The following is an 18,538-nucleotide window of genomic DNA, read 5'->3' as shown; positions in this document are numbered from 1 at the left end:
CTGGATGCCTCTTCCCACCGCGACCGGAAGGCATTCCCGATGATCGTCTCAACACCTGACATCGACAGCGCGACCGGCCATGTCGCCGACATGTACCGCGGCGACCTCGATGGCGACGGATTCGTCTTCGCCCATACGCGCGCGATGGCGGTCAACCCCGAGGCGCACGAAGCGTTCGAGGCGCTCATCCGCGCGATCGTCCCCTCGATCGGCCTGCGCACGTACGAGCTGGCGACGCTCGCCGCCGCGCGGGCGATCGGCTCGGAGCACTGCCTGCTCGCACACGGCCGCAAGAGCCTCCGCGCGGGCCTGTTCGACGAGGCCCAGCTCGAGCGGCTTGCACGGGACTACACCAGCGCAGGACTCGAGGAGGCGGACGTCGCCGTGATGGCATACGCCGAGAAGCTCTCGACGGATGCCGCCACGATGACCGACGACGACACCCGCCGCCTGCGCGACGCAGGGTTCACCGACCGCCAGATCGTCGACATCACACTGGCCGCGGCGGTGCGGAACTTCTTCAGCCGGTCGTTGCAGGCGCTCGCCGTCCCGGTCGACGACGTCCCGGGGCTCTCACCGGCGCTCGTCGCCGCGCTGCTGTCGCCGGCCGACGACAGCAGCGCCGCACTCAATGGTGGATGAACGCCTTCAGCGCGATGAGCACGAGGCCGAAGCCGGCGGTGATGAGCGCGCTCAGCAGCCGCGGCACCCAGTGGGTGCTCCACCGCGCGACCACGATCCAGCCGAGCACACCCAGCAGCACGGTGTTGGCGATGAGCGCCGACCAGATGGCGACGGTGTCGTCGATGAGGTCGGTCGTGCCGAGCAGCAGGATCACGAGCGGAACGATCGACGCAGCCAGCATGCCGCGCGAGTGCCGCGCGGCTGCTTTGAAGCTGGCGCCGAGCCCGGCGCTGCCCTCACTGGCCGCGAGACGGCCGAGCGTGCCGGCATACACGTGCGCGAGGTAGAACACGACGACCGTGACGGTCACGGTCACGAGGGCGTTGAGCGACGTTCCGGAGACGGTGCCGCTGACGACGATCATGCCCGACACCAGGATGAGCCCGTACACGGACTCCTCCGACGTGAGGATCCGCGCGACGCGCGGCGTGATCTGGAGCTCGTCGTCGGTCATCGCGCGCGTGTTCGGGCGTCAGTCGATGCTGCAGCTGCCGCCGCCGCAGCACGCGCCCGCGGACTCGACGACGGTGAGCAGGTTCTTCTCGTCGGAGACGGGAGCGAGGGTGATCGGGGCGGGAAGCGGCGACGACGTCATGGCGTCCATGCTACCCGCGGCCCGCGTTGAGCAGGCCGCTCACAGCACCACGCCGCCGGTCTGGCATGTCGGGCAGTACTGCGCGGATGTGCCCGAGAACGTGAAGTCGCGGATCGTGCCGCCGCACACCGGGCATGCCTCGCCTGCGCGGCCGTGCACGCGCATCGCCGCGACCTTGGCGGTCTTGAGCTGGTCGATCGGGACACCGCGGCGCGCCTCGATCGCCTCGCGGATCGTGATGACCGTCGCGTCGAAGAGCCGTTCGCGCTCCTCATCGCCCAGCGCGGCCGCGTGTGCGACGGGATCGATGCGCGCCAGGTGGAGGATCTCGTCGGAGTACGCGTTGCCGATCCCGGCGAGCGACTCCTGCTCCTGCAGGATCGCCTTGACCTGCTTGCGTCGGCCGCCGAGAGCGGTATCGAAGTCGGCCTGCGCGAACCCGGCGTCGGCGGGATCCGGTCCGAGCTTCGTCACGGCGGGCACCTCGGCGGCGTCGGCCACGACGAAGAGCCCGAGCGACACCCAGGTGCCGGCATCCGTCACCTGCAGGGTCGTGGCCTCCGACAGCTCGAGCGCGGCGAGGGCCGGCGGCGCTTCGGGGGCGGGCGCCGGCTCGCCGCCGACGAGCCAGCGCATCCACCCGTGCCGGCCGAGCGACACGACGAGACTTCCCTCGTCGAGCTTCAGCTCGACGTGCTTGCCGTGTCGGACGGCTCCCGCGATCGTCCTGCCGACCAGGGCCGCCGGCGGCGTCGCGCGCGTCTTGACCGTGCGGAACTCCAGCACGTCGACACCGCGGATCTCACGACCGGATGCCGCTTCGCCGAGGAATCCGGCGAGGGCCTCGACTTCGGGGGACTCAGGCATGCGCCCATCCTGCCACCGGAGCCCGACACGCGGGCGCGGCGGGCGCGGGGTGCTTCACGCGTGCGCGGGCGGGCGGTGCGGGATCGGCTGCGGCTTGAGCGCGCCCGAGCTGTGCGAGCGGTCGAGCATCCGGACGGCGGCGCGGAAGAGTCCCTCCATCGACGGGTACCGGGTCGAGCCGAACCCGACCGAGACCCAGATCGCCTCGTACATCCCGGTGTCGAGCAGCTCGACGTAGGCCACGACGCTGGCGGCGTCGCTGCGCGCCACGCTGCGGTCGCAGAGCCGCCACGAACGTTCGGTCAACGGCGTGAGCACGAGCTGATGCACGTCGTCGTATCGCATGGGTTCCTCCTGGTGCATGTCACTCGTGCCGGTCTGCCGGCATCGGCTGGGAGCGCTGGAACAGTCGCTCGCGCGCCGCGCGTTCCCCACCGCGCTCGTCCTCGGTGCCGCGATCGGCGTCGGCGGTCCGCTCGTCGTTGCGCGGATGCTCTGTCGCCGCCGTGTCCCGGCGCCCGGTTCGCGAGGCGGTCCCGTGGAGCGGGGTCCTGTGGTTCATGTGCGAACCTCCTGGTTCCGATCCTCTCCGAAGCGCGCGTCCGGTGGGAGGGGGTTGACATCCGCGCGCGTCACCCTGTGTGCGCCGCCGTCGATCCGGCCTCCGCCCCCGAGGCCGGCGCCTCACCGGGCCGGAGCACGACCTTGATGCAGCCGTCCTCCTTCTTCTGGAACTTCTCGTAGAGCCCGGGCGCGTCCTCGAGCCGACCGCGGTGCGTCACGAGATGGCCGAGGCCGAGCGGATCGCGAGCGTCCTCGACGAGCGGCATGAGGTCGTCGATCCAGCGCTTGACGTTGCACTGGCCCATCCGCACGGTGAGCTGCTTGTCGAACATCGTCCTCATCGGCAGGATGTCGCCGTCGCCGGCGTACACGCCGCTGATCGAGAGCGTCCCGCCGCGTCGCACCATGTCGATGCCGGCGTAGAGCGCGGCAAGGCGGTCGATCCCGGCGCGCTGCATCACGGGCCGCGCGATCGCGTCGGGCATGACGGCGGCGACTCGGTGCGCGGCGTGGGCCAGAGGGCTGCCGTGGGCCTCCATGCCGACCGCGTCGATGACGGCATCCGCGCCTCGCCCGTCCGTGGACTCGCTCACGTACGCGACCTCGTCGTCGTCCTCCCACGCCTCGATGCCGTGGCGCGCCGCCATCTCCCGGCGCTCCGGCACGGAGTCGATGCCGATCACGCGATATCCCCGGTGGGCGGCGATGCGCGAGGTCAGCTGACCGACCGGCCCGAGTCCCAGGACCACGACGGTGCCCCCGTCGGGCGGGTCGGCGTACTCCACCGCCTGCCAGGCCGTCGGCAGGATGTCGCTCAGGAACAGATATCGCTCGTCGGGCAGGTCCACGCCGACGGGGATCGTGTTGTAGTCGGCGCGCGGAACGCGCAGCAGCTCCGCCTGCCCGCCCGGCACCTGGCCGTAGAGCTTCGTGTAGCCGAAGAGAGACGCCCCGGTGCCGTACTGGAGGTTCTGCGTCGTCTCGCACTGCGACTGCAGCCCTCGCCGGCACATGAAGCAGGAGCCGCACGCGATGTTGAAGGGCACGACCACCCGCTGCCCGACGCGCAGCGCCGCCACCTCGGGGCCCACCTCCTCGACGATGCCCATCGACTCGTGCCCGAGGATGTCGCCCCGGTCGAGGAACGGGCCGAGCAGCTCGTAGAGGTGCAGATCGGAGCCGCAGATCGCGGTCGACGTGATGCGCACGATCGCATCCGTCGGCTCCTCGATGCGGGGGTCGGGCACTTCCGCGACCGCGACCTCGCGTCGGGCCTGCCAGATCACCGCCCTCACGATCCGCCTGCGTGACCGGACCACGTCGTGCCGTGCATCGCGCACCTCCTCCGCAGAGCGTGCCCGACGCTCACCACTGGGACGCAGGGGGTTGACACCTGCTCCGCCTCACGTCTACACGCGACGGATGCCGCGGCCACGGCATCGGGCGGCTACGCGCCGACCCTGTCGGTGTCAAGCCCCTCGGTCCCGGCGCGACCGCGCGCCTACGGTCGCTGAACGACCGGAAGGAGAGATCTATGACAGTCGCGAGAGACATCATGACTCCCGCCCCGAAGTGCGTGCGCGAGAACGAGACGCTCGTGGACGCCGCGCGCCTGATGGCATCGCTCGACGTCGGCGCACTGCCGATCTGCGGCGAGGACGACAGGCTCAAGGGCATGCTCACGGATCGCGACATCGTCGTGAAATGTCTGGCCGAAGGGGGCGATCCGTCCACGATGACCGCGGGCGAGCTCGCGCAGGGCAAGCCCGTGATGATCGGAGCCGACGACGACATCGAGGAGGCGCTCGAGACGATGAAGCGCCACCAGATCCGACGGCTGCCGGTGATCGACGGACACGACCTCGTCGGCATCATCAGTCAGGCCGACATCGCGCTCGCGATGGCCCCCGAGGACACCGGCGAGACGGTCGCCGATATCTCGGAGTGACGCGACGACCGCGCCGAGGGCGCCGACCGGACGGGGCCGGCGCCCTCACTCGGGTCGAGGCAGTACATCACCGCGGTCTTCCGTCACCGTCGCCGGCATCGCCGAGCTTCACGCGAGCTCCCTGATCGCCTCGAGAAGCCCGTCTCCCGCCCGGTCGAGGAAGTGACGCTGGTCCTTCGCGACCTCGTGCAGATACAGCCGGTCGGCGCCGGCCTCTGTGAGCGCCGCGAGGCGATCCGCGATCTCGCGTTCGTCGGCGCCGACGAGCACGCCGCGCTCGATCCCTTCGAGGTCGTTCGGGTCGGCGAGCCGGTCGAAGTCCTCCGGCTGCATCACATCCCACATGAGGTCCGCGGGGACGGTCGCCTGGCGCCACTGGTCGGCGGCCGTCCGGAGCGCTTCGTCACGCGTCGGCGCGAGGCAGACATGGACCTGCACGGCGCAGGGACCGGTGCCGCCGGCATCCCGATATGCGGCGAGGATGCGGCCGACGACCGCGGGGTCGTGGCCGACCGTGATCACGCCATCGGCCCACCCTGCCGCCCACTCCGCCGTGGGCTCGGACGCGGCGGCCGCGAAGAACGGCGGCGGCACGGCGGGCCTCGACCACACTCGCGCGTCGTGCACGGTGAACGCGCCTTCGTGGTCGACGCGCTCGCCGGCGATCAGCCGCCGCATGACGTCGGCGGCCTGCACGAGGCGTTCCTGGCGCTCGGGCTTGGGCGGCCAGGCGTCTCCCGTGACGTGCTCGTTGACGGCCTCGCCGCTGCCGAGCGCGCACCAGAACCGGCCGGGGAACATCTCGGCGAGCGTCGCGATGGCCTGGGCGGCCACGACCGGGTGGTAGCGCTGGCCCGGTGCGGTCACCGTGCCGAACGACAGGTTCGTCGTGGCGAGCGCCGCGCCGAGCCAGCTCCACGTGTACCCCGACTCGCCCTGGGCGAGTCCCCACGGGGCGAGGTGGTCGGAGCACATCGCCCCGTCGAAGCCCGCGCGCTCGGCGTCCTGCACCGACGCGAGAAGGGTGGACGGCGGCAACTGCTCGTGCGATGCGTGATAGCCGAGGAACACCATGCCCCCACCCTGCGCGCGCCGCGGGCCTGCGTGAAGGCTGTTGCGGGCGTCCGGCCGAGGTGCTAACGCGCGGGCCGACGTGCGCCCGCGTCTCAGCGGCCGTCCTCGCCGAGGCCCCACATCTGGTAGCTCATCACCGATCCCGTCGGGATGGGGAACTCCGGGTCATCGCCGAGATAGATCGTCTCGCTGCCGAGGATGCGGCCGGTCTCGGTCGAGATCAGCAGCACCTCGTCGTGCATGCCCGTGGCCGAGCGTGCCGAGATTCCGAACACCTCCCGGCCCGCGCGGTCGTGGGCGACGCCGAGCAGCTCGATCCCGTCGTACTCCTCCAGCACCGTCAGCAGATCGGCTTCCTGGCCGTTGGTGAGCGTCCAGTGGTTCTCGACATCTGCGACGGCGCGCAGCGCCTCGGCGCCTCCGCCGTCCCCGTACATGGCGATCGACTCCGCGACGTACGACCGGTAGAAGTCGACCCCGCTGCCCGCCACCAGGAAGGGAATGGGCCGCGTCCCGTCCATGAGGTTCATCTCGCTCGGGATCTCGTCGTCCCGCAGCACGGTCCCTTCCTCCGGCAGATCCGCGCGCGTCGGCGGCTGATCGTCGCCCGCGACGTAGGGGCGCCCGGCGGTCACGTGGATCCGCATCGCATACGTCTCGTCCCACGTCGTGGTCACCACCTCGGGCGAGATGACGGTGCCGCGGTCATTCCCGTCCATCTGCGTGTGCGAGTACCACGCGACGACCGTAGCCTCGCGAACCGGCTCCGCCGGGCCCGGCGACTGCGCGAGCTGCTCGCGCGCCCGGTCGAGACGCTCTGGAAGCGACAGATCGGATGCCGCGTACTCGAGCGGCGGCAGTCCCTCGGCGGCTGCCGGCGTCGGGGTCGCGAACGGGTTCACGACCAGCACCACGATCAATGCCACGAGGGCCACGGCGACCGCCGGCAGCGAGACGATCCACCACGTCCGGGCTCGCCGCCGCGATCGCGCGCGCTCGTGCGGCTCGGCGTCGATCCGCTCGGCGATCCGGGACCAGATGCGCTCCCTGCGCGCCTCGAGCTCCGGTCCGGCCGCCGGATCGACGGGGTCGAGGGCGCGGAACATGCGTGCGAGCTCGTCGTCGCTGATGTCGCGCCTAGGCATAGGTCTCCGCCCCCTCTCTGTCGCTGTCGCTCTCAGTCGGCCACGCGGCGCGCAGCGCCGCCTTCGCCCGGCTGAGCCGCTTCCACACCGCCTGCTCGGAGCACCCCAGCACGACCCCGGCCTCCGCCGCGCTGAGACCGTCCCAGTACGTGAGCTGAAGCACTTCGCGGTGCGCCCGCGACATCCGCTCGAGCAGGTGCCCGAGCGTGTCGAGGTCGCCGCCGTCGCCGGGAGCGGCGCGCATCAGGTCGACATCCCGCAGCGCGCGGCGCTCGCGGTCCTGGCGGCGCAGCTCGGCCTTCACCAGGTTCCCAGCGGTGCGTATCAGCCAGCCGACCGGGTGCGGATGGGCTGTCGGGAGCTTGCGATACGCCAGCTCGAAGGTCGAAGCGACGATGTCGTCGGCGCTCCCCGAGAGTCGACGGTTCACAAAACGATGCACCGCCTCGTAGTGCGCGCGGTACAGCGCCTCGAACCCGTCTCGCATACCCGTCCTGAACCCACAGCCGAAAGGCAATGCTCTCATGCCCTCGCGGCGATCCCCCGCGGCCGTCCACAGCTGCTCGCTCCCTGCGGGTTCCCACGACCCGGCTCTCACCAGGAAATGCCCGATGAGGGCCGATCCTGACATCCGCCCGGGATGGCGAGCGAATCAGCGGCGCGCGCGACGACGTGGCCGCTCGACGATCACGCGCCCGGCGAAGGCGGCGGCGGATCGATCGCCGGGACCCGCATCAGTCCCAGTCGAGGTAGTCCTCGATCGGCCACGCCGTCGCTCCGACGTGGGTCACGGGGAAGAGGTGGCCGGCGCCGTCCACGCTCACCACGCTGACGCGATCCGGCGCGGAGGCCTGCAGGCGCTCGCCGTTCGCGGGCGGGGTGAGGCGGTCCTCGGCGCCCTGGACGACCAGGACCGGGACACCCGGTGCGAGCGAGGACCACTCGATCTCGGGCGACGCCTCCTGCGCCGCGCGCTGCATCGAGTCGACCTCGACATCGCGCGCTCCCTCGGGGATCTCGGATCCGCCGGCGCCGAGCTCGTCGGTCTGGTCCGCGCCCTCGACGCCGAGCAGCAGCACGCCGCCGACGCGCTCCGGGTGGTCGAGCGACACGGTGCGCGCGACCGAGCCACCGAAGGCGTGCCCGCCGATCCATGCGCCGCCGAGCCCGATGTGGTCCATGACGTCGACGACGTCCTGCGCGAGGTCGTGCATCGAGACGCGAGCATCCGCGGCGGTCGAGGGATGGCGCGGACCCACGCGGACGACGCGGAAGTCCTCTTCCACGAGCGCGTGCGCCAGCGGTCCCAGGTAGCTGATGTTGAGGCCGCGGGCGGGGACCAGCACCACGGCGGGACCCGTGCTCCCCTCGTCGGCGTATGGGATCGCGCGGCCGTCCGGCTCGAAGATCTGGGTCTCGGTCACGGTGTGGGGGTCCTCTCGCTCAGACGTTGAAGCGGAACTCGACGACGTCGCCGTCCTGCATGACGTAATCCTTGCCCTCGAGCCGAGCCTTGCCCTTGGCACGCGCTTCGGCCACGGAGCCCGTCGCGACGAGGTCGTCGAACGAGATCACCTCGGCCTTGATGAAGCCCTTCTCGAAGTCGGTGTGGATGACACCCGCGGCCTGCGGAGCCTTCCAGCCCTTGCCGATCGTCCACGCGCGGGCCTCCTTCGGCCCCGCCGTGAGATAGGTCTGCAGTCCGAGCGTGTCGAAGCCGATGCGTGCGAGCTGGTCGAGGCCGGACTCCTCCTGGCCGGTCGAGGCCAGCAACTCCGCCGCGTCCTCGGGATCGAGGTCGATGAGCTCGGACTCGATCTTGGCGTCGAGGAACACCGCCTTGGCCGGCGCGACCAGCGCCTCGAGGGCCGCCTTCTTCCCGGCATCCGTCAGCACCGCCTCGTCGACGTTGAAGACGAAGATGAAGGGCTTCGCGGTCAGCAGGCCCAGCTCCCTGATGGGGGCGAGATCGATGCCGGACGCCGACAGCAGCACGCCGCGCTCGAGCGCGTCCTTGGCGGCGAGCGCGGTCTCGAGCACGATCGGGTCGGTCTTCTTGCCGCGGACCTCCTTCTCGAAGCGGGCGATCGCCTTCTCGAGGGTCTGCAGGTCGGCGAGCTGCAGCTCGGCGTTGATCGTCTCCATGTCGCTCTGCGGGTTCACAGCGCCGTCCACGTGCACGACGTCGTCGTCGTCGAACCCGCGCACGACCTGCGCGATGGCGTCCGCCTCGCGGATGTTCGCGAGGAACTGGTTGCCGAGCCCCTCGCCTTCGGACGCGCCGCGGACGATGCCCGCGATGTCGACGAACGACACCGCCGCCGGCAGGATGCGCTCCGAGTGGAAGATCTCGGCGAGCGTGTCGAGCCGCGGATCGGGCAGGTTGACCACGCCGATGTTGGGCTCGATCGTCGCGAACGGGTAGTTCGCCGCGAGCACCTGATTCTTGGTCAGGGCGTTGAAGAGGGTCGACTTGCCGACGTTCGGGAGTCCGACGATGCCTATTGTGAGAGCCACGGGCATCCAGTCTAGATGGCGTGGCCCGGCCGGCCCGCCGGGCTTCGCGGCAGGCCGCGGGTTAGGGACGGATGCCGCGGTAGGCGTGGGTCGTGTACGGAAGGTCGACGACCTCGGTGCCGGCGGCGTCGACCACTCGACGCTCGTCGAACAGCCGCCCGACCTCCGCGAGGATCGCCCCCCGCTCGGCGTCGGACGCCGTGATGACGTAGCTGCGCGACGACACCATGTCGATCAAGGCGCTGCGGGTGAGCGTGCGCGTCCAGCTCCACGTGCGCTGCTCGAGTCCGTCGAACGGCGCGCCGACCCGCACCCCGTCCGCGGAGAGCATCCGCTCGGCGTGGCTCCCGTGCATGGCACGGCTCAGCGCGGCGACCCACGGCACCGACTCGTCCCGGATGTTCCATACCAGCCCGAGCACTCCCCCCGCACGCAGCACACGCCCTGCCTCGGCGGACGCTGCGGCGACGGCGACCCAGTGCCACGCCTGCCCGAGCAGCATGGCATCGAGCGACGCGTCGGGCAGCGGCATCCGCTCGGCCGTCCCCACGAAGGTCGGCACGCCGTGCACGTGCTCGCGGAGCGCCCCCAGCATGTCCGGATCGGGATCGATCGCGACGACCTCGGCGCCGGTCTCGGCGATCGTGCGCGTGAGCTTCCCGGTCCCTGCGCCGACGTCCGCGACGCGCAGCGCCCGGTCGTACTGCCGGACGGGCGCGAGCATCCAGTCGACCCCCTCGCGCGGATAGTCCGGCCGCCCAGACTCGTAGGCACGGGCGGCGGAGCCGAACGACAGCGACATCTCCTCGCGACTGGCCATGATCCGAGCCTATGCCGACGTGGCCGCACGCTGTCGAGCCGCGATCGTTCGCGGCGCGCCTCCACCCCTCTCGCGCAGGCCCGGGCGAGTCTGAGGTCGTGCCCCTGGACTTCACCGCGATCGACTTCGAGACGGCGAACTCCAGCAATGCCTCGGCCTGCGCGGTCGGGCTCGTGCGCGTGCGGGGCGGCGAGGTGGTGGACAAGACGGGCTGGCTCATCCGGCCGCCCGCCGGGCATGACGCCTTCTTCGAGCTGAACACGCGCATCCACGGCATCCGTGCCGAGGACGTGATCGGCGCCCCCACCTGGACCGAGCAACTGGCGGACCTCGCGGCGTTCGCGGGCGACGACATCCTCGTCGCGCACAACGCCGGCTTCGACATGGCCGTCATCAAGCGGGCGTGCGACGCGACTGGCGACGACTGCCCGTCGTACCGCTACGCCTGCAGTCTGCAGGTCGCCCGCAAGGTCTATCGGCTCGAGTCGTACCGCCTGCCGTTCGTCGCGGCCGAGGCAGGCTTCGCCGACTTCCCCCACCACAACGCGACCGCAGACGCCCTCGCGTGCGCGCACGTCATGATCGACGCCGCGCGCCGCGTCGGAGCCGACGACATCGGCGGCCTCGCCGAGCTCGTCGGCGTGCGGGTGTCGCAGATCGAGATCGCCGCCGCTCCGGCCGTCTCGTTCGCCGTCGCCTGATCCCGGATGTCGGGGGTCGGGGGCACGCTGGATCCATGGACGCACTCCTGCTCTCGGTGATCGCGATCGCGACGCTCGTCCTCGGTGCGGTCGCGGGGTGGACGGCCGGCCTCGCCCGCGGCGCCGCACGCGCGGCGCGCGAGACCGCCGATCTGCGCGCACGGCTCGCCGCGGCGGATGCGGCTCGGCAGGGCGTGCAGGCCCAGCTCGACCACCAGCACGCGCTCTACCGCGAGCTGGCGTCGCAGGCGCGTCACGACCAGGCCGCGCGCGAAGAGCGCGAGCGGCGGGAGCAGTCCGTGCTGCGTGCGCTCGCCCCGGTGCACGAGACCCTCACGGCGATGCATGCCAAGGTCGACGAGCTCGAGCGCGACCGGCACACCCAGTTCGGCACGCTGGCCGAGCAGCTGCGCCGGGCGCACGAGTCCGACGAGGCGCTCCGCGCCACCACCGAGTCGCTCGCGAGCGCGCTCCGCTCGGGCAGCACGCGCGGCGTGTGGGGCGAGACCCAGCTGCGGCGGGTCGTCGAGGCGGCGGGCCTCACGCAGCACGTCGACTTCGAACTGCAGGCCTCGATCACGACGGATGCCGGGGCCGGCCGTCCCGACATGGTGATCCGGCTCCCCGGCGACAAGGCGATCGCGGTCGACGCCAAGGTGCCGCTCGACGCGTTCCTGGAGGCGAGCGCGATCCCGCTCACCGCTCAGGGCTCCGAAGGCGCGCGCCGTCGCGGGTTGCTCGACAGGCACGTCAAGGCCGTGCGCGCGCATGTCGACGCGCTCGCCCGCAAGCGGTACTGGGCGGGTCTGTCGTCGAGCCCCGAGTTCGTGGTGTGCTTCGTGCCGAGCGAGTCCCTGCTGGCGGCTGCTCTCGAAGTGGATCCCTCCCTGCTCGACTACGCGTTCGGAAAGCGCGTCGCGCTCGCGTCGCCGGTCAACCTCTGGGCGGTGCTCAAGACCGTCGCGTACACGTGGACGCAGCAGGACGTCTCGCAGGAGGCCCGCGCACTGTTCGACCTCGGCAACCAGCTCTACGAGCGGCTCGGCTCATTGGCCTCCCACGCCGACGACCTGCGGCGCGCGATCGAGCGGACCGTCGACAGCTACAACCGCTTCGCGGGATCGCTCGAGACGCGGGTGCTCGTGAGCGCCCGCAAGTTCCCCGGCATCGACGTGACGAAGCTCGACGCCGTGTCGGAGCCGGCTCCGATCGAGAAGAGCCCGCGGCGCCTCACTGCGCCCGAGCTGCTCGACGAGACGCTCGACGTGCCCGCGGCCGTCGCGGAACTCGGCGACGTGCGAGCGCGTATCGCGGGGCCGGACGACTGACCGGAGGCTGAACCGCGACTGCTCAGGCGCCGCCGGGCACGAACCCCAGCAGGAGGATCACCGCGGCGGAGACCACGACGAACGCACCGATCATCCACCATGCGCTGATCTCGTGGCCCTCGTCGCGCCGCACGCGAAGCAGCACATCGGGGCGACGCGCCGGGTCGATTGCGTTCGCGACCACCGCGTGCGCCCCTGTCTGGGGCTGCGGCGAGTCGCCGGACTGCTGCGTGGACATGGTCAACTCCTCGCGTGGAACACTCTCGCGTCTGGATCGACACTCGAACCGATTCTGCCAGACCCGTGCCCGCTGGAGGTCACGACGTCATCACAACGGCGGCCTCCGTGGCTGTGATGTCGCGGAGCGATGCGCGTCGTCACAGCCACTTCGAGACGAGATGCTCCGACGAGATGCGACGCAACGTGCCCGACGCTCCGCGTAGGACGACGCTCTCGGTGTAGACGTACCCGCCCTCGCGACGCACCCCCGCCACGAGCGCGCCGTCGGTGACGCCGGTCGCGACGAAGATCGTGTTGCTGCCCTTGACGAGGTCGTCCGCCTCGTAGACGTACCCGTCGAGCTTCAGTCCGGCGTCGATGCCTCGCTGCTTCTCGTCGTCGTCGCGGGGCCACAGGCGGCCCTGGATGTGACCGCCCAGCGCCTTGATGGCGCACGCGGTCACGATGCCCTCGGGGCTGCCGCCGATGCCGACGCACATGTCGGTGCGGGCGTTGTGGCGGGCGGCGTTGATGCCACCGGCGACGTCGCCGTCGCTCATGAGACGTGTCCCGGCGCCCGCCTCCCGGATCTCCTCGATGAGGCGCTCGTGGCGCGGGCGATGCAGCACCGACACCACGATCTCGTCGACGGGCTTGCCGAGCGCCTTCGCGAGCCGGTGGATGTTCTCGCCGATGGGCAGGCGGATGTCGACCACGCCGACTCCCGCGGGCCCCGTGACGAGCTTGTCCATATAGAAGACGCTCGAGGCGTCGAGCATCGTGCCGTGGTCGGACACCGCGATGACCGAAAGTGCGTTGTTTCGCCCCGCCGCGGTGAGCGACGTGCCGTCGATCGGGTCGACCGCGACGTCGGCCTGCGGTCCCCGGCCGCTGCCGACGCGCTCGCCGTTGTAGAGCATCGGCGCGGCGTCTTTCTCGCCCTCGCCGATCACGATGGTGCCGTCGAAGTTGACGGTGGTGAAGAACGCGCGCATCGCGTCGACGGCGGCGCCGTCGGCGGCCTCCTTGTCGCCCCGGCCGATGTACGGCACCGCTCGGATCGCGGCGGCTTCGGTCGCGCGGACCAGCTCGAGGGCGAGGTTGCGGTCGGGATGCAGGGGACTCATGTCCGCGGTCAGGCTCACCATGCGGTCAGCCTAGCCACCGAAGCGCACAGTCTCCCCTCTTCTTCACGTCCGCTGACGCGAAGGAATCGCCGTTCTTTCCCATCGCGCAGAGACGCCGGGTTTCCGCACAGGCTCCGGCCGGAGGCATCCACTGCCCTCGAAGGGCCTTCGGTAGAGTTCTCCTGACGCACGCAACGTTCTCCGCGTCGAGCCCACACCACGAACAGGGAGCACCCCATGCCCGTCGCCACCCCGGAGCAGTACGCCGACATGCTGGACCGCGCGAAGGCCGGTGGCTTCGCGTATCCCGCCATCAACGTCTCGAGCTCGCAGACGATCAACGCCGTGCTGCAGGGCCTGACCGAGGCCGGTTCGGACGGCATCCTCCAGGTCACGACGGGTGGCGCCGACTACTTCGCGGGTCACACCGTGAAGGCCCGCGCGGCCGGCGCCCTCGCGTTCGCGAAGTTCGCCACCGAGGTCGCCAAGAACTACCCCATCACGGTGGCCCTCCACACCGACCACTGCCCGAAGGACGCGCTGCCCGGCTTCGTCCTCCCCCTCATCGAGGCGTCGGAGGAAGAGGTCAAGGCCGGCCGCAATCCGATCTTCCAGTCCCACATGTGGGACGGCTCGGCCGTGCCGCTCGACGAGAACATCCAGATCGCGCAGGAGCTGCTCCCCCGCATGAAGAACATCGCCGCGATCCTCGAGATCGAGGTCGGCGTCGTCGGCGGCGAGGAGGACGGCGTCGCGCACGAGGGCTCGAACGAAGCGCTGTACACGACGGTCGCCGACGTCACCAAGGCCGTCGAGACGCTCGGTCTCGGCGAGAACGGCCGCTACATCTCCGCGCTCACCTTCGGCAACGTGCACGGCGTCTACAAGCCGGGCAACGTCAAGCTTCGCCCCGAGCTCCTCGGGGAGATCCAGGAGGGCATCGCCGCCCGGTTCGGCACCGGCCCCAAGCCGCTGGACCTCGTCTTCCACGGCGGCAGCGGCTCGACCGATGAGGAGATCGCGCTCGCGGTCGCCAACGGCGTCGTCAAGATGAACATCGACACCGACACGCAGTACGCGTTCACCCGCTCGATCGCCGGCTTCATGTTCTCGAACTACGACGGCGTCCTCAAGGTCGACGGCGAGGTGGGCAACAAGAAGGCGTACGACCCGCGCGCGTGGGGCAAGATCGCCGAGTCGGCGATGGCCGCGCGCGTCGTCGACGCGACGAAGCAGCTCGGCTCGCACGGCAAGAGCCTCGCCGCCTGACCCGATTCGCAGACGGATGCCTCGGTCCTCGCGGCCGAGGCATCCGTCATTCTCGCCGGGTGGGGCGCGTCAGGGCCCGCGATAGATGTCGAGGATCGTCGGCGCCCCGGCCGGCCGATGCACCACGGCGATCTCGTCGCCCGCCCGCACGCGACCCGTCGTCACGACGCGGAGGTACGGGCCGAGCCGACGCTCGTCGGAGAACCGGCGGACCCAGCCGCGCTCGTCGTCGCCGCCCACCCACCGGGCGAACGTCTGGCACGGCGTGCGAGGCATGGTGACCTCGACCTCGACCCGGTCGCCGATGCGCCAGCGCTCGCCGATGAGGGCGGCATTGACGTCGATGCCCTCGGTGCGGAGGTTCTCACCGAAGAAGCCGGGCGGCAGGGGGCGTCCGAGCTCGCCCTCCCAGTACGCCGCGTCCTCGGCGGCATAGGCGTACAGCGCCTTGTCGAGCCCGCCGTGGTGCTTGCGGTCCGCCTGCACGTCGGCGTAGACGCCGTACGCGCCGATCCTCACCGCTCCGTCGACGGGCCCTTTGTCGATCGCGGTGACGCCGACGGCACCGGCGTCGGGACGCAGCTGCCGGACGGCGCAGACGGCGACGAGGCGGGGCATCCCGTCATCCTACGCACGCCGCGCGCCCGCCGATCCTCACTCGCCGGACGGCGGCTCCCCCCGCAGCAGCACGCGGGTCCCGTCGATGCTGCGCACCTCGATGGCGGCGATCTCGTCGGGGTCGAGAGCTGTTCCGGCGTCGAGCCTCGTGGTGCTGCCGGGCAGGGCCCGCCACGTCGAGAGCTCGCTCGTGGTGCCGTCGTCGGCGGTCACCACGAGGACGTAGGACCAGCCCTCGGGCGGAGCATCGGAGGCTGCGTCGTCCGGATAGTGGCACACCATCTCGAGCCGAGTCCCCCACGCCACGTCGCTCAGCGCGACGGTCGCGGTGATCGACACGTCAGCGACCGGCTCGAGCGCGACGACCTGCGAACGCGGAGTCGGACCGATGGCCGAGGTGACCGCGAGCACGATCACCACGACGGCCGCCGACGCCGCGGCGAGCGCGCCACTCCAGCCCAGGACGCGCCGGCGCCGCGCCTCTCGCGCCGCCCGCGCGACGAATTCCGAGCGGGCACCCGGCCCCGGCGCGTCCACGGCGTCGCCGGCAGGCTCCAGCAGCGATTCGGCGCGGTCGGGCGCGACGCGCGAAAGCAGTCCGAGGGTGGGCGCGAGCTCGGCCAGCGCGTCACGGCACACCGCGCAGTCTCCGAGATGCTCCTCGAACCGCCTGCGGTCGGCGGGACTGAGCGCACCCACGAGATACGCCGCGTCCCAGTCCGCGAAGTCGACGTGATCCGGGTTCATCGCGTCACTCCCCTCTCCTGCAGCGCCAGGCGCAGGGCGCGCAGCCCGTAGTGCAGGCGCGACTTGACGGTTCCCTGGGGGATCTCCAACTCCGACGCCATCTCGGCGACCGACAGACCTCGGTAGTAGGCCCGCACGACGACGGCGCGGTGGTCGGCCGACAGCGCGGCGAGCGCCTCCTCGACGAGGATCGCCTCGAACAGCGCGTCAGTGGCATCCGTCGTCGCCCTCTCGGGCACGTCCGCCACGCCCACCTCCCGCCGCCGGCGAGCGCTGCGCGCGTCGTCGATCACGAGATGACGCGCCACCGTGAACATCCACGAGCGTGTCGACGCGGGGTCCTGCGCGAGGATCCGCGGTGTCCGCCATGCTCGCAGCAGCGTCTCCTGCACGATGTCGTCGGCGCCGGCCCGATCTCCGGTCAGGTGCACGACGTAGCGCCAGATCGGCGCCGCGTGAGCGTCGTACAGCTCGGCGAGTCGTTCCGCGTCGCGCCGGCCGATGCGCGCGGCCGCGGTATCGCCGCGCTCGTGCGCTTGCCGTGGCATCCGTCACCTCCCGCAGGAGACACGAGGCGCGAGGCCGCAGGGTTCACCTTCTCGCGCGCCCGTCCTGTCACCCGAGTATGGTGCCTCGACGGGCGTTCGTCTCAGGCGGGCGTGCGGGTCATCGCAGGGGGCGCGTCACCGCAGGGTGCCGGTCAGCGCGTCCCACACGGCCGGGTCGTTCATGAGCGGCACGACCATCAGCATCCCGGCCGCGAAGGTGAAGACCACGCCCGCGACGAGCGGGATCCACCACGTGACGCGGCCACGACGCAGGCTCCACCACGACACCAGGGCGGTGGCGATCCATCCCACCGCGAGCAGGATCGCGGCCGCAATCCCCCACGGCCGTCCTGCGGCAGGGTCGGCGAGCTCGGCGTCCGCGCCCACCACGGCGAACATCGTCTCGGCATACGCGGCGTAGTCGAGGAACGCCGGGAAGGACGACACCACGGTGAACAGGCCGTACGCCAGCAGCGCGATCGTGACGATGCGGTCGACCGTGCGCGGACGGGGCGGCGCCCCCGCCGCGCCGTCGGCTGCCGGCACGGCGGGCGCCGGCTCGGCAGACGACATCACCGGCTGACCGGTATCGAGCGCGTGCGTGGCGTCGGGCCGGCGGATGCGGGCGCGCTGCTCCTCGGCTGTCGCGTACTCGCCGTACTGCGGCCGTGGTCGCGGCGCCTCGCCCTGCGGATGGGGCTGCTGCTCTGACGCGGCATCGCTCACGAGCGGCTCCGTCCGCCGAGCGCGCGGTCGTCGCGCCTGCCGGCGGCATCCGTCCGCAGCTCCTTGGGAAGCGAGAACTGCAGGTCCTCCTCCGCTGTGCGCACCTCTTCGACATCGCCATAGCCCGCGGCGGCGAGGTCGTCGAGCACCTGCTGCACCAGCACCTCCGGCACCGACGCACCGCTGGTGACGCCGACCGTCTGGACGCCCTCGAGCCAGGCCTGCTCGACCTCGTCGGCGTAGTCCACGCGGTACGCGGCTTTGGCGCCGTACTCGAGCGCGACCTCGACCAGGCGCACGCTGTTCGACGAGTTGGCCGAGCCGACCACGATCACGAGATCGGCGTCCTTGGCGACCTTCTTGATCGCGACCTGGCGGTTCTGCGTGGCGTAGCAGATGTCGTCCGAGGGCGGGTCCTGCAGCTGCGGGAACCGCTCGCGCAGGCGCCGCACCGTCTCCATCGTCTCGTCGACGGAGAGCGTCGTCTGCGACAGCCACACCACCTTCGACGGATCGCGCACCTCGATCGTGTCGGCCTCGTCCGGCGAGTTCACGATCGTGACGTGGTCGGGCGCCTCGCCGGCCGTGCCCTCGACCTCTTCGTGCCCGACATGGCCGATGAGCAGGATCTCGTAGTCGTCGCGGGCGAAGCGCACGGCCTCGCGGTGCACCTTCGTCACGAGCGGGCACGTCGCGTCGATGGCGCGAAGACCGCGATCGGATGCCGCATTGACGACGGCCGGCGACACCCCGTGCGCGCTGAACACGACGTGCGCACCCTCGGGCACCTCGTCGACCTCGTCGACGAAGATCGCGCCCTTCTGCTCGAGCTCGGTGACGACGTGGATGTTGTGGACGATCTGCTTGCGCACGTACACCGGCGCGCCGAAGCGCTCGAGCGCCTTCTCGACGGCGATGACGGCGCGGTCGACCCCGGCGCAGTAGCCGCGCGGGGAGGCCAGCAGCACCTTCTTGTGTCCGGGCACGGCGTTATCCTGGAGCGGTCGACGCCGCCGTGGGATGCGCGGGACGGGCATGCTC

At 71.2% G+C, this 18,538-nt stretch carries 24 protein-coding genes; 5 read left to right on the top strand and 19 right to left on the bottom strand.

All coding sequences use genetic code 11. From position 1 onward, the window contains the following. The first annotated feature begins 39 nt into the window (after nt 1–39). Entirely contained in the window at nt 40–642 is a 603-nt protein-coding gene (locus tag AC3ANN_RS06585; RefSeq protein ID WP_488340183.1) for a carboxymuconolactone decarboxylase family protein, read from the top strand. On the opposite strand, the gene AC3ANN_RS06580 is transcribed toward AC3ANN_RS06585, so the two are convergent. From AC3ANN_RS06580 to AC3ANN_RS06555, 6 genes are all read right to left on the bottom strand, one after another. Then, on the bottom strand, nt 629–1,138 hold the full coding sequence (locus tag AC3ANN_RS06580) for a hypothetical protein (RefSeq protein ID WP_488340182.1): 510 nt from the start codon (nt 1,136–1,138) through the stop codon (nt 629–631). The genes AC3ANN_RS06585 and AC3ANN_RS06580 overlap by 14 nt on opposite strands. 18 nt (nt 1,139–1,156) lie before the next feature. Continuing rightward, the gene (locus tag AC3ANN_RS06575; RefSeq protein ID WP_488340181.1) at nt 1,157–1,279 is read right to left on the bottom strand and encodes a hypothetical protein; all 123 of its coding nucleotides are present in this window, start codon (nt 1,277–1,279) and stop codon (nt 1,157–1,159) included. 39 nt (nt 1,280–1,318) lie between these two features. Then, nucleotides 1,319–2,146, bottom strand: coding sequence for a DNA-formamidopyrimidine glycosylase family protein (locus tag AC3ANN_RS06570; RefSeq protein WP_488340180.1), 828 nt, complete (start codon nt 2,144–2,146; stop codon nt 1,319–1,321). Between the two features lie 54 nt (nt 2,147–2,200). Continuing rightward, on the bottom strand, nt 2,201–2,491 hold the full coding sequence (locus tag AC3ANN_RS06565; protein ID WP_488340179.1) for a hypothetical protein: 291 nt from the start codon (nt 2,489–2,491) through the stop codon (nt 2,201–2,203). Between the two features lie 19 nt (nt 2,492–2,510). After that, nucleotides 2,511–2,708, bottom strand: coding sequence for a hypothetical protein (locus AC3ANN_RS06560; protein WP_488340178.1), 198 nt, complete (start codon nt 2,706–2,708; stop codon nt 2,511–2,513). A 70-nt stretch (nt 2,709–2,778) separates the two neighbouring features. Next, complete coding sequence (locus AC3ANN_RS06555) at nt 2,779–4,005, bottom strand: alcohol dehydrogenase catalytic domain-containing protein (protein WP_488340177.1); 1,227 nt, start codon at nt 4,003–4,005, stop codon at nt 2,779–2,781. Between the two features lie 239 nt (nt 4,006–4,244). Here AC3ANN_RS06555 and AC3ANN_RS06550 point away from each other — a divergent pair, with 239 nt between their 5' ends. Further along, on the top strand, nt 4,245–4,658 hold the full coding sequence (locus tag AC3ANN_RS06550) for a CBS domain-containing protein (RefSeq protein WP_488340176.1): 414 nt from the start codon (nt 4,245–4,247) through the stop codon (nt 4,656–4,658). A gap of 108 nt (nt 4,659–4,766) precedes the next feature. Here AC3ANN_RS06550 and AC3ANN_RS06545 read toward each other — a convergent pair whose 3' ends face one another. The 6 genes from AC3ANN_RS06545 to AC3ANN_RS06520 form a co-directional block, all read right to left on the bottom strand. Beyond that, nucleotides 4,767–5,732, bottom strand: coding sequence for a TIGR03885 family FMN-dependent LLM class oxidoreductase (locus tag AC3ANN_RS06545; protein ID WP_488340175.1), 966 nt, complete (start codon nt 5,730–5,732; stop codon nt 4,767–4,769). A gap of 92 nt (nt 5,733–5,824) precedes the next feature. Continuing rightward, a complete protein-coding gene (locus tag AC3ANN_RS06540) occupies nt 5,825–6,877 on the bottom strand; it encodes a hypothetical protein (RefSeq protein WP_488340174.1) in 1,053 nt (350 codons plus the stop codon). Next, the gene (locus AC3ANN_RS06535) at nt 6,870–7,364 is read right to left on the bottom strand and encodes an RNA polymerase sigma factor (protein ID WP_488340173.1); all 495 of its coding nucleotides are present in this window, start codon (nt 7,362–7,364) and stop codon (nt 6,870–6,872) included. The genes AC3ANN_RS06540 and AC3ANN_RS06535 overlap by 8 nt, the downstream gene beginning before the upstream one ends. 247 nt (nt 7,365–7,611) lie before the next feature. Beyond that, nucleotides 7,612–8,301, bottom strand: a complete 690-nt coding sequence (locus tag AC3ANN_RS06530; RefSeq protein WP_488340172.1) for an alpha/beta fold hydrolase — start codon at nt 8,299–8,301, stop codon at nt 7,612–7,614. Between the two features lie 19 nt (nt 8,302–8,320). Then, complete coding sequence (gene ychF, locus AC3ANN_RS06525; RefSeq protein ID WP_488340171.1) at nt 8,321–9,394, bottom strand: redox-regulated ATPase YchF; 1,074 nt, start codon at nt 9,392–9,394, stop codon at nt 8,321–8,323. A gap of 61 nt (nt 9,395–9,455) precedes the next feature. Beyond that, the gene (locus tag AC3ANN_RS06520; protein WP_488340170.1) at nt 9,456–10,214 is read right to left on the bottom strand and encodes a class I SAM-dependent methyltransferase; all 759 of its coding nucleotides are present in this window, start codon (nt 10,212–10,214) and stop codon (nt 9,456–9,458) included. Nucleotides 10,215–10,312: 98 nt separating this feature from the next. Here AC3ANN_RS06520 and AC3ANN_RS06515 point away from each other — a divergent pair, with 98 nt between their 5' ends. Continuing rightward, nucleotides 10,313–10,915 carry a 3'-5' exonuclease gene (locus AC3ANN_RS06515; RefSeq protein ID WP_488340169.1) on the top strand — a complete coding sequence of 201 codons (603 nt, stop codon included), beginning with the start codon at nt 10,313–10,315 and terminating at the stop codon, nt 10,913–10,915. A 35-nt stretch (nt 10,916–10,950) separates the two neighbouring features. Beyond that, complete coding sequence (locus AC3ANN_RS06510; RefSeq protein ID WP_488340168.1) at nt 10,951–12,243, top strand: DNA recombination protein RmuC; 1,293 nt, start codon at nt 10,951–10,953, stop codon at nt 12,241–12,243. Between the two features lie 22 nt (nt 12,244–12,265). On the opposite strand, the gene AC3ANN_RS06505 is transcribed toward AC3ANN_RS06510, so the two are convergent. Beyond that, the gene (locus AC3ANN_RS06505) at nt 12,266–12,481 is read right to left on the bottom strand and encodes a UDP-N-acetylmuramyl pentapeptide phosphotransferase (protein WP_488340167.1); all 216 of its coding nucleotides are present in this window, start codon (nt 12,479–12,481) and stop codon (nt 12,266–12,268) included. 139 nt (nt 12,482–12,620) lie between these two features. After that, complete coding sequence (glpX, locus tag AC3ANN_RS06500) at nt 12,621–13,610, bottom strand: class II fructose-bisphosphatase (RefSeq protein WP_488340166.1); 990 nt, start codon at nt 13,608–13,610, stop codon at nt 12,621–12,623. 216 nt (nt 13,611–13,826) lie between these two features. On the opposite strand from glpX, the gene fbaA reads away from it, so the two are divergent. After that, the gene (gene fbaA, locus AC3ANN_RS06495) at nt 13,827–14,858 is read left to right on the top strand and encodes a class II fructose-bisphosphate aldolase (RefSeq protein ID WP_488340165.1); all 1,032 of its coding nucleotides are present in this window, start codon (nt 13,827–13,829) and stop codon (nt 14,856–14,858) included. 69 nt (nt 14,859–14,927) lie between these two features. Here the strand turns inward: fbaA and AC3ANN_RS06490 are convergent, their stop codons facing one another. The 5 genes from AC3ANN_RS06490 to AC3ANN_RS06470 all read right to left on the bottom strand — a co-directional run bounded on the left by AC3ANN_RS06490 (nt 14,928) and on the right by AC3ANN_RS06470 (nt 18,534). Continuing rightward, complete coding sequence (locus AC3ANN_RS06490; RefSeq protein WP_488340164.1) at nt 14,928–15,476, bottom strand: MOSC domain-containing protein; 549 nt, start codon at nt 15,474–15,476, stop codon at nt 14,928–14,930. A 36-nt stretch (nt 15,477–15,512) separates the two neighbouring features. Next, the gene (locus AC3ANN_RS06485; protein ID WP_488340163.1) at nt 15,513–16,223 is read right to left on the bottom strand and encodes an anti-sigma factor family protein; all 711 of its coding nucleotides are present in this window, start codon (nt 16,221–16,223) and stop codon (nt 15,513–15,515) included. Next, nucleotides 16,220–16,771 (bottom strand): sigma-70 family RNA polymerase sigma factor, encoded by a 552-nt coding sequence (locus AC3ANN_RS06480; protein WP_488340162.1) that lies wholly within the window; start codon nt 16,769–16,771, stop codon nt 16,220–16,222. Before AC3ANN_RS06480 ends, AC3ANN_RS06485 begins: the two co-directional genes overlap by 4 nt. Before the next feature lie 135 nt (nt 16,772–16,906). After that, nucleotides 16,907–17,497: a DUF6264 family protein gene (locus AC3ANN_RS06475; protein WP_488340161.1), complete on the bottom strand. Its 591-nt coding sequence runs from the start codon at nt 17,495–17,497 to the stop codon at nt 16,907–16,909. After that, nucleotides 17,494–18,534, bottom strand: a complete 1,041-nt coding sequence (locus AC3ANN_RS06470; RefSeq protein ID WP_488340794.1) for a 4-hydroxy-3-methylbut-2-enyl diphosphate reductase — start codon at nt 18,532–18,534, stop codon at nt 17,494–17,496. The genes AC3ANN_RS06475 and AC3ANN_RS06470 overlap by 4 nt, the downstream gene beginning before the upstream one ends. Nucleotides 18,535–18,538 lie beyond the last annotated feature (4 nt).

This window comes from Microbacterium sp. STRO-2N, assembly GCF_057747775.1.
Note: the sequence above shows the minus strand (reverse complement) of the source record. Positions and strands in the feature narration are given on the sequence as shown.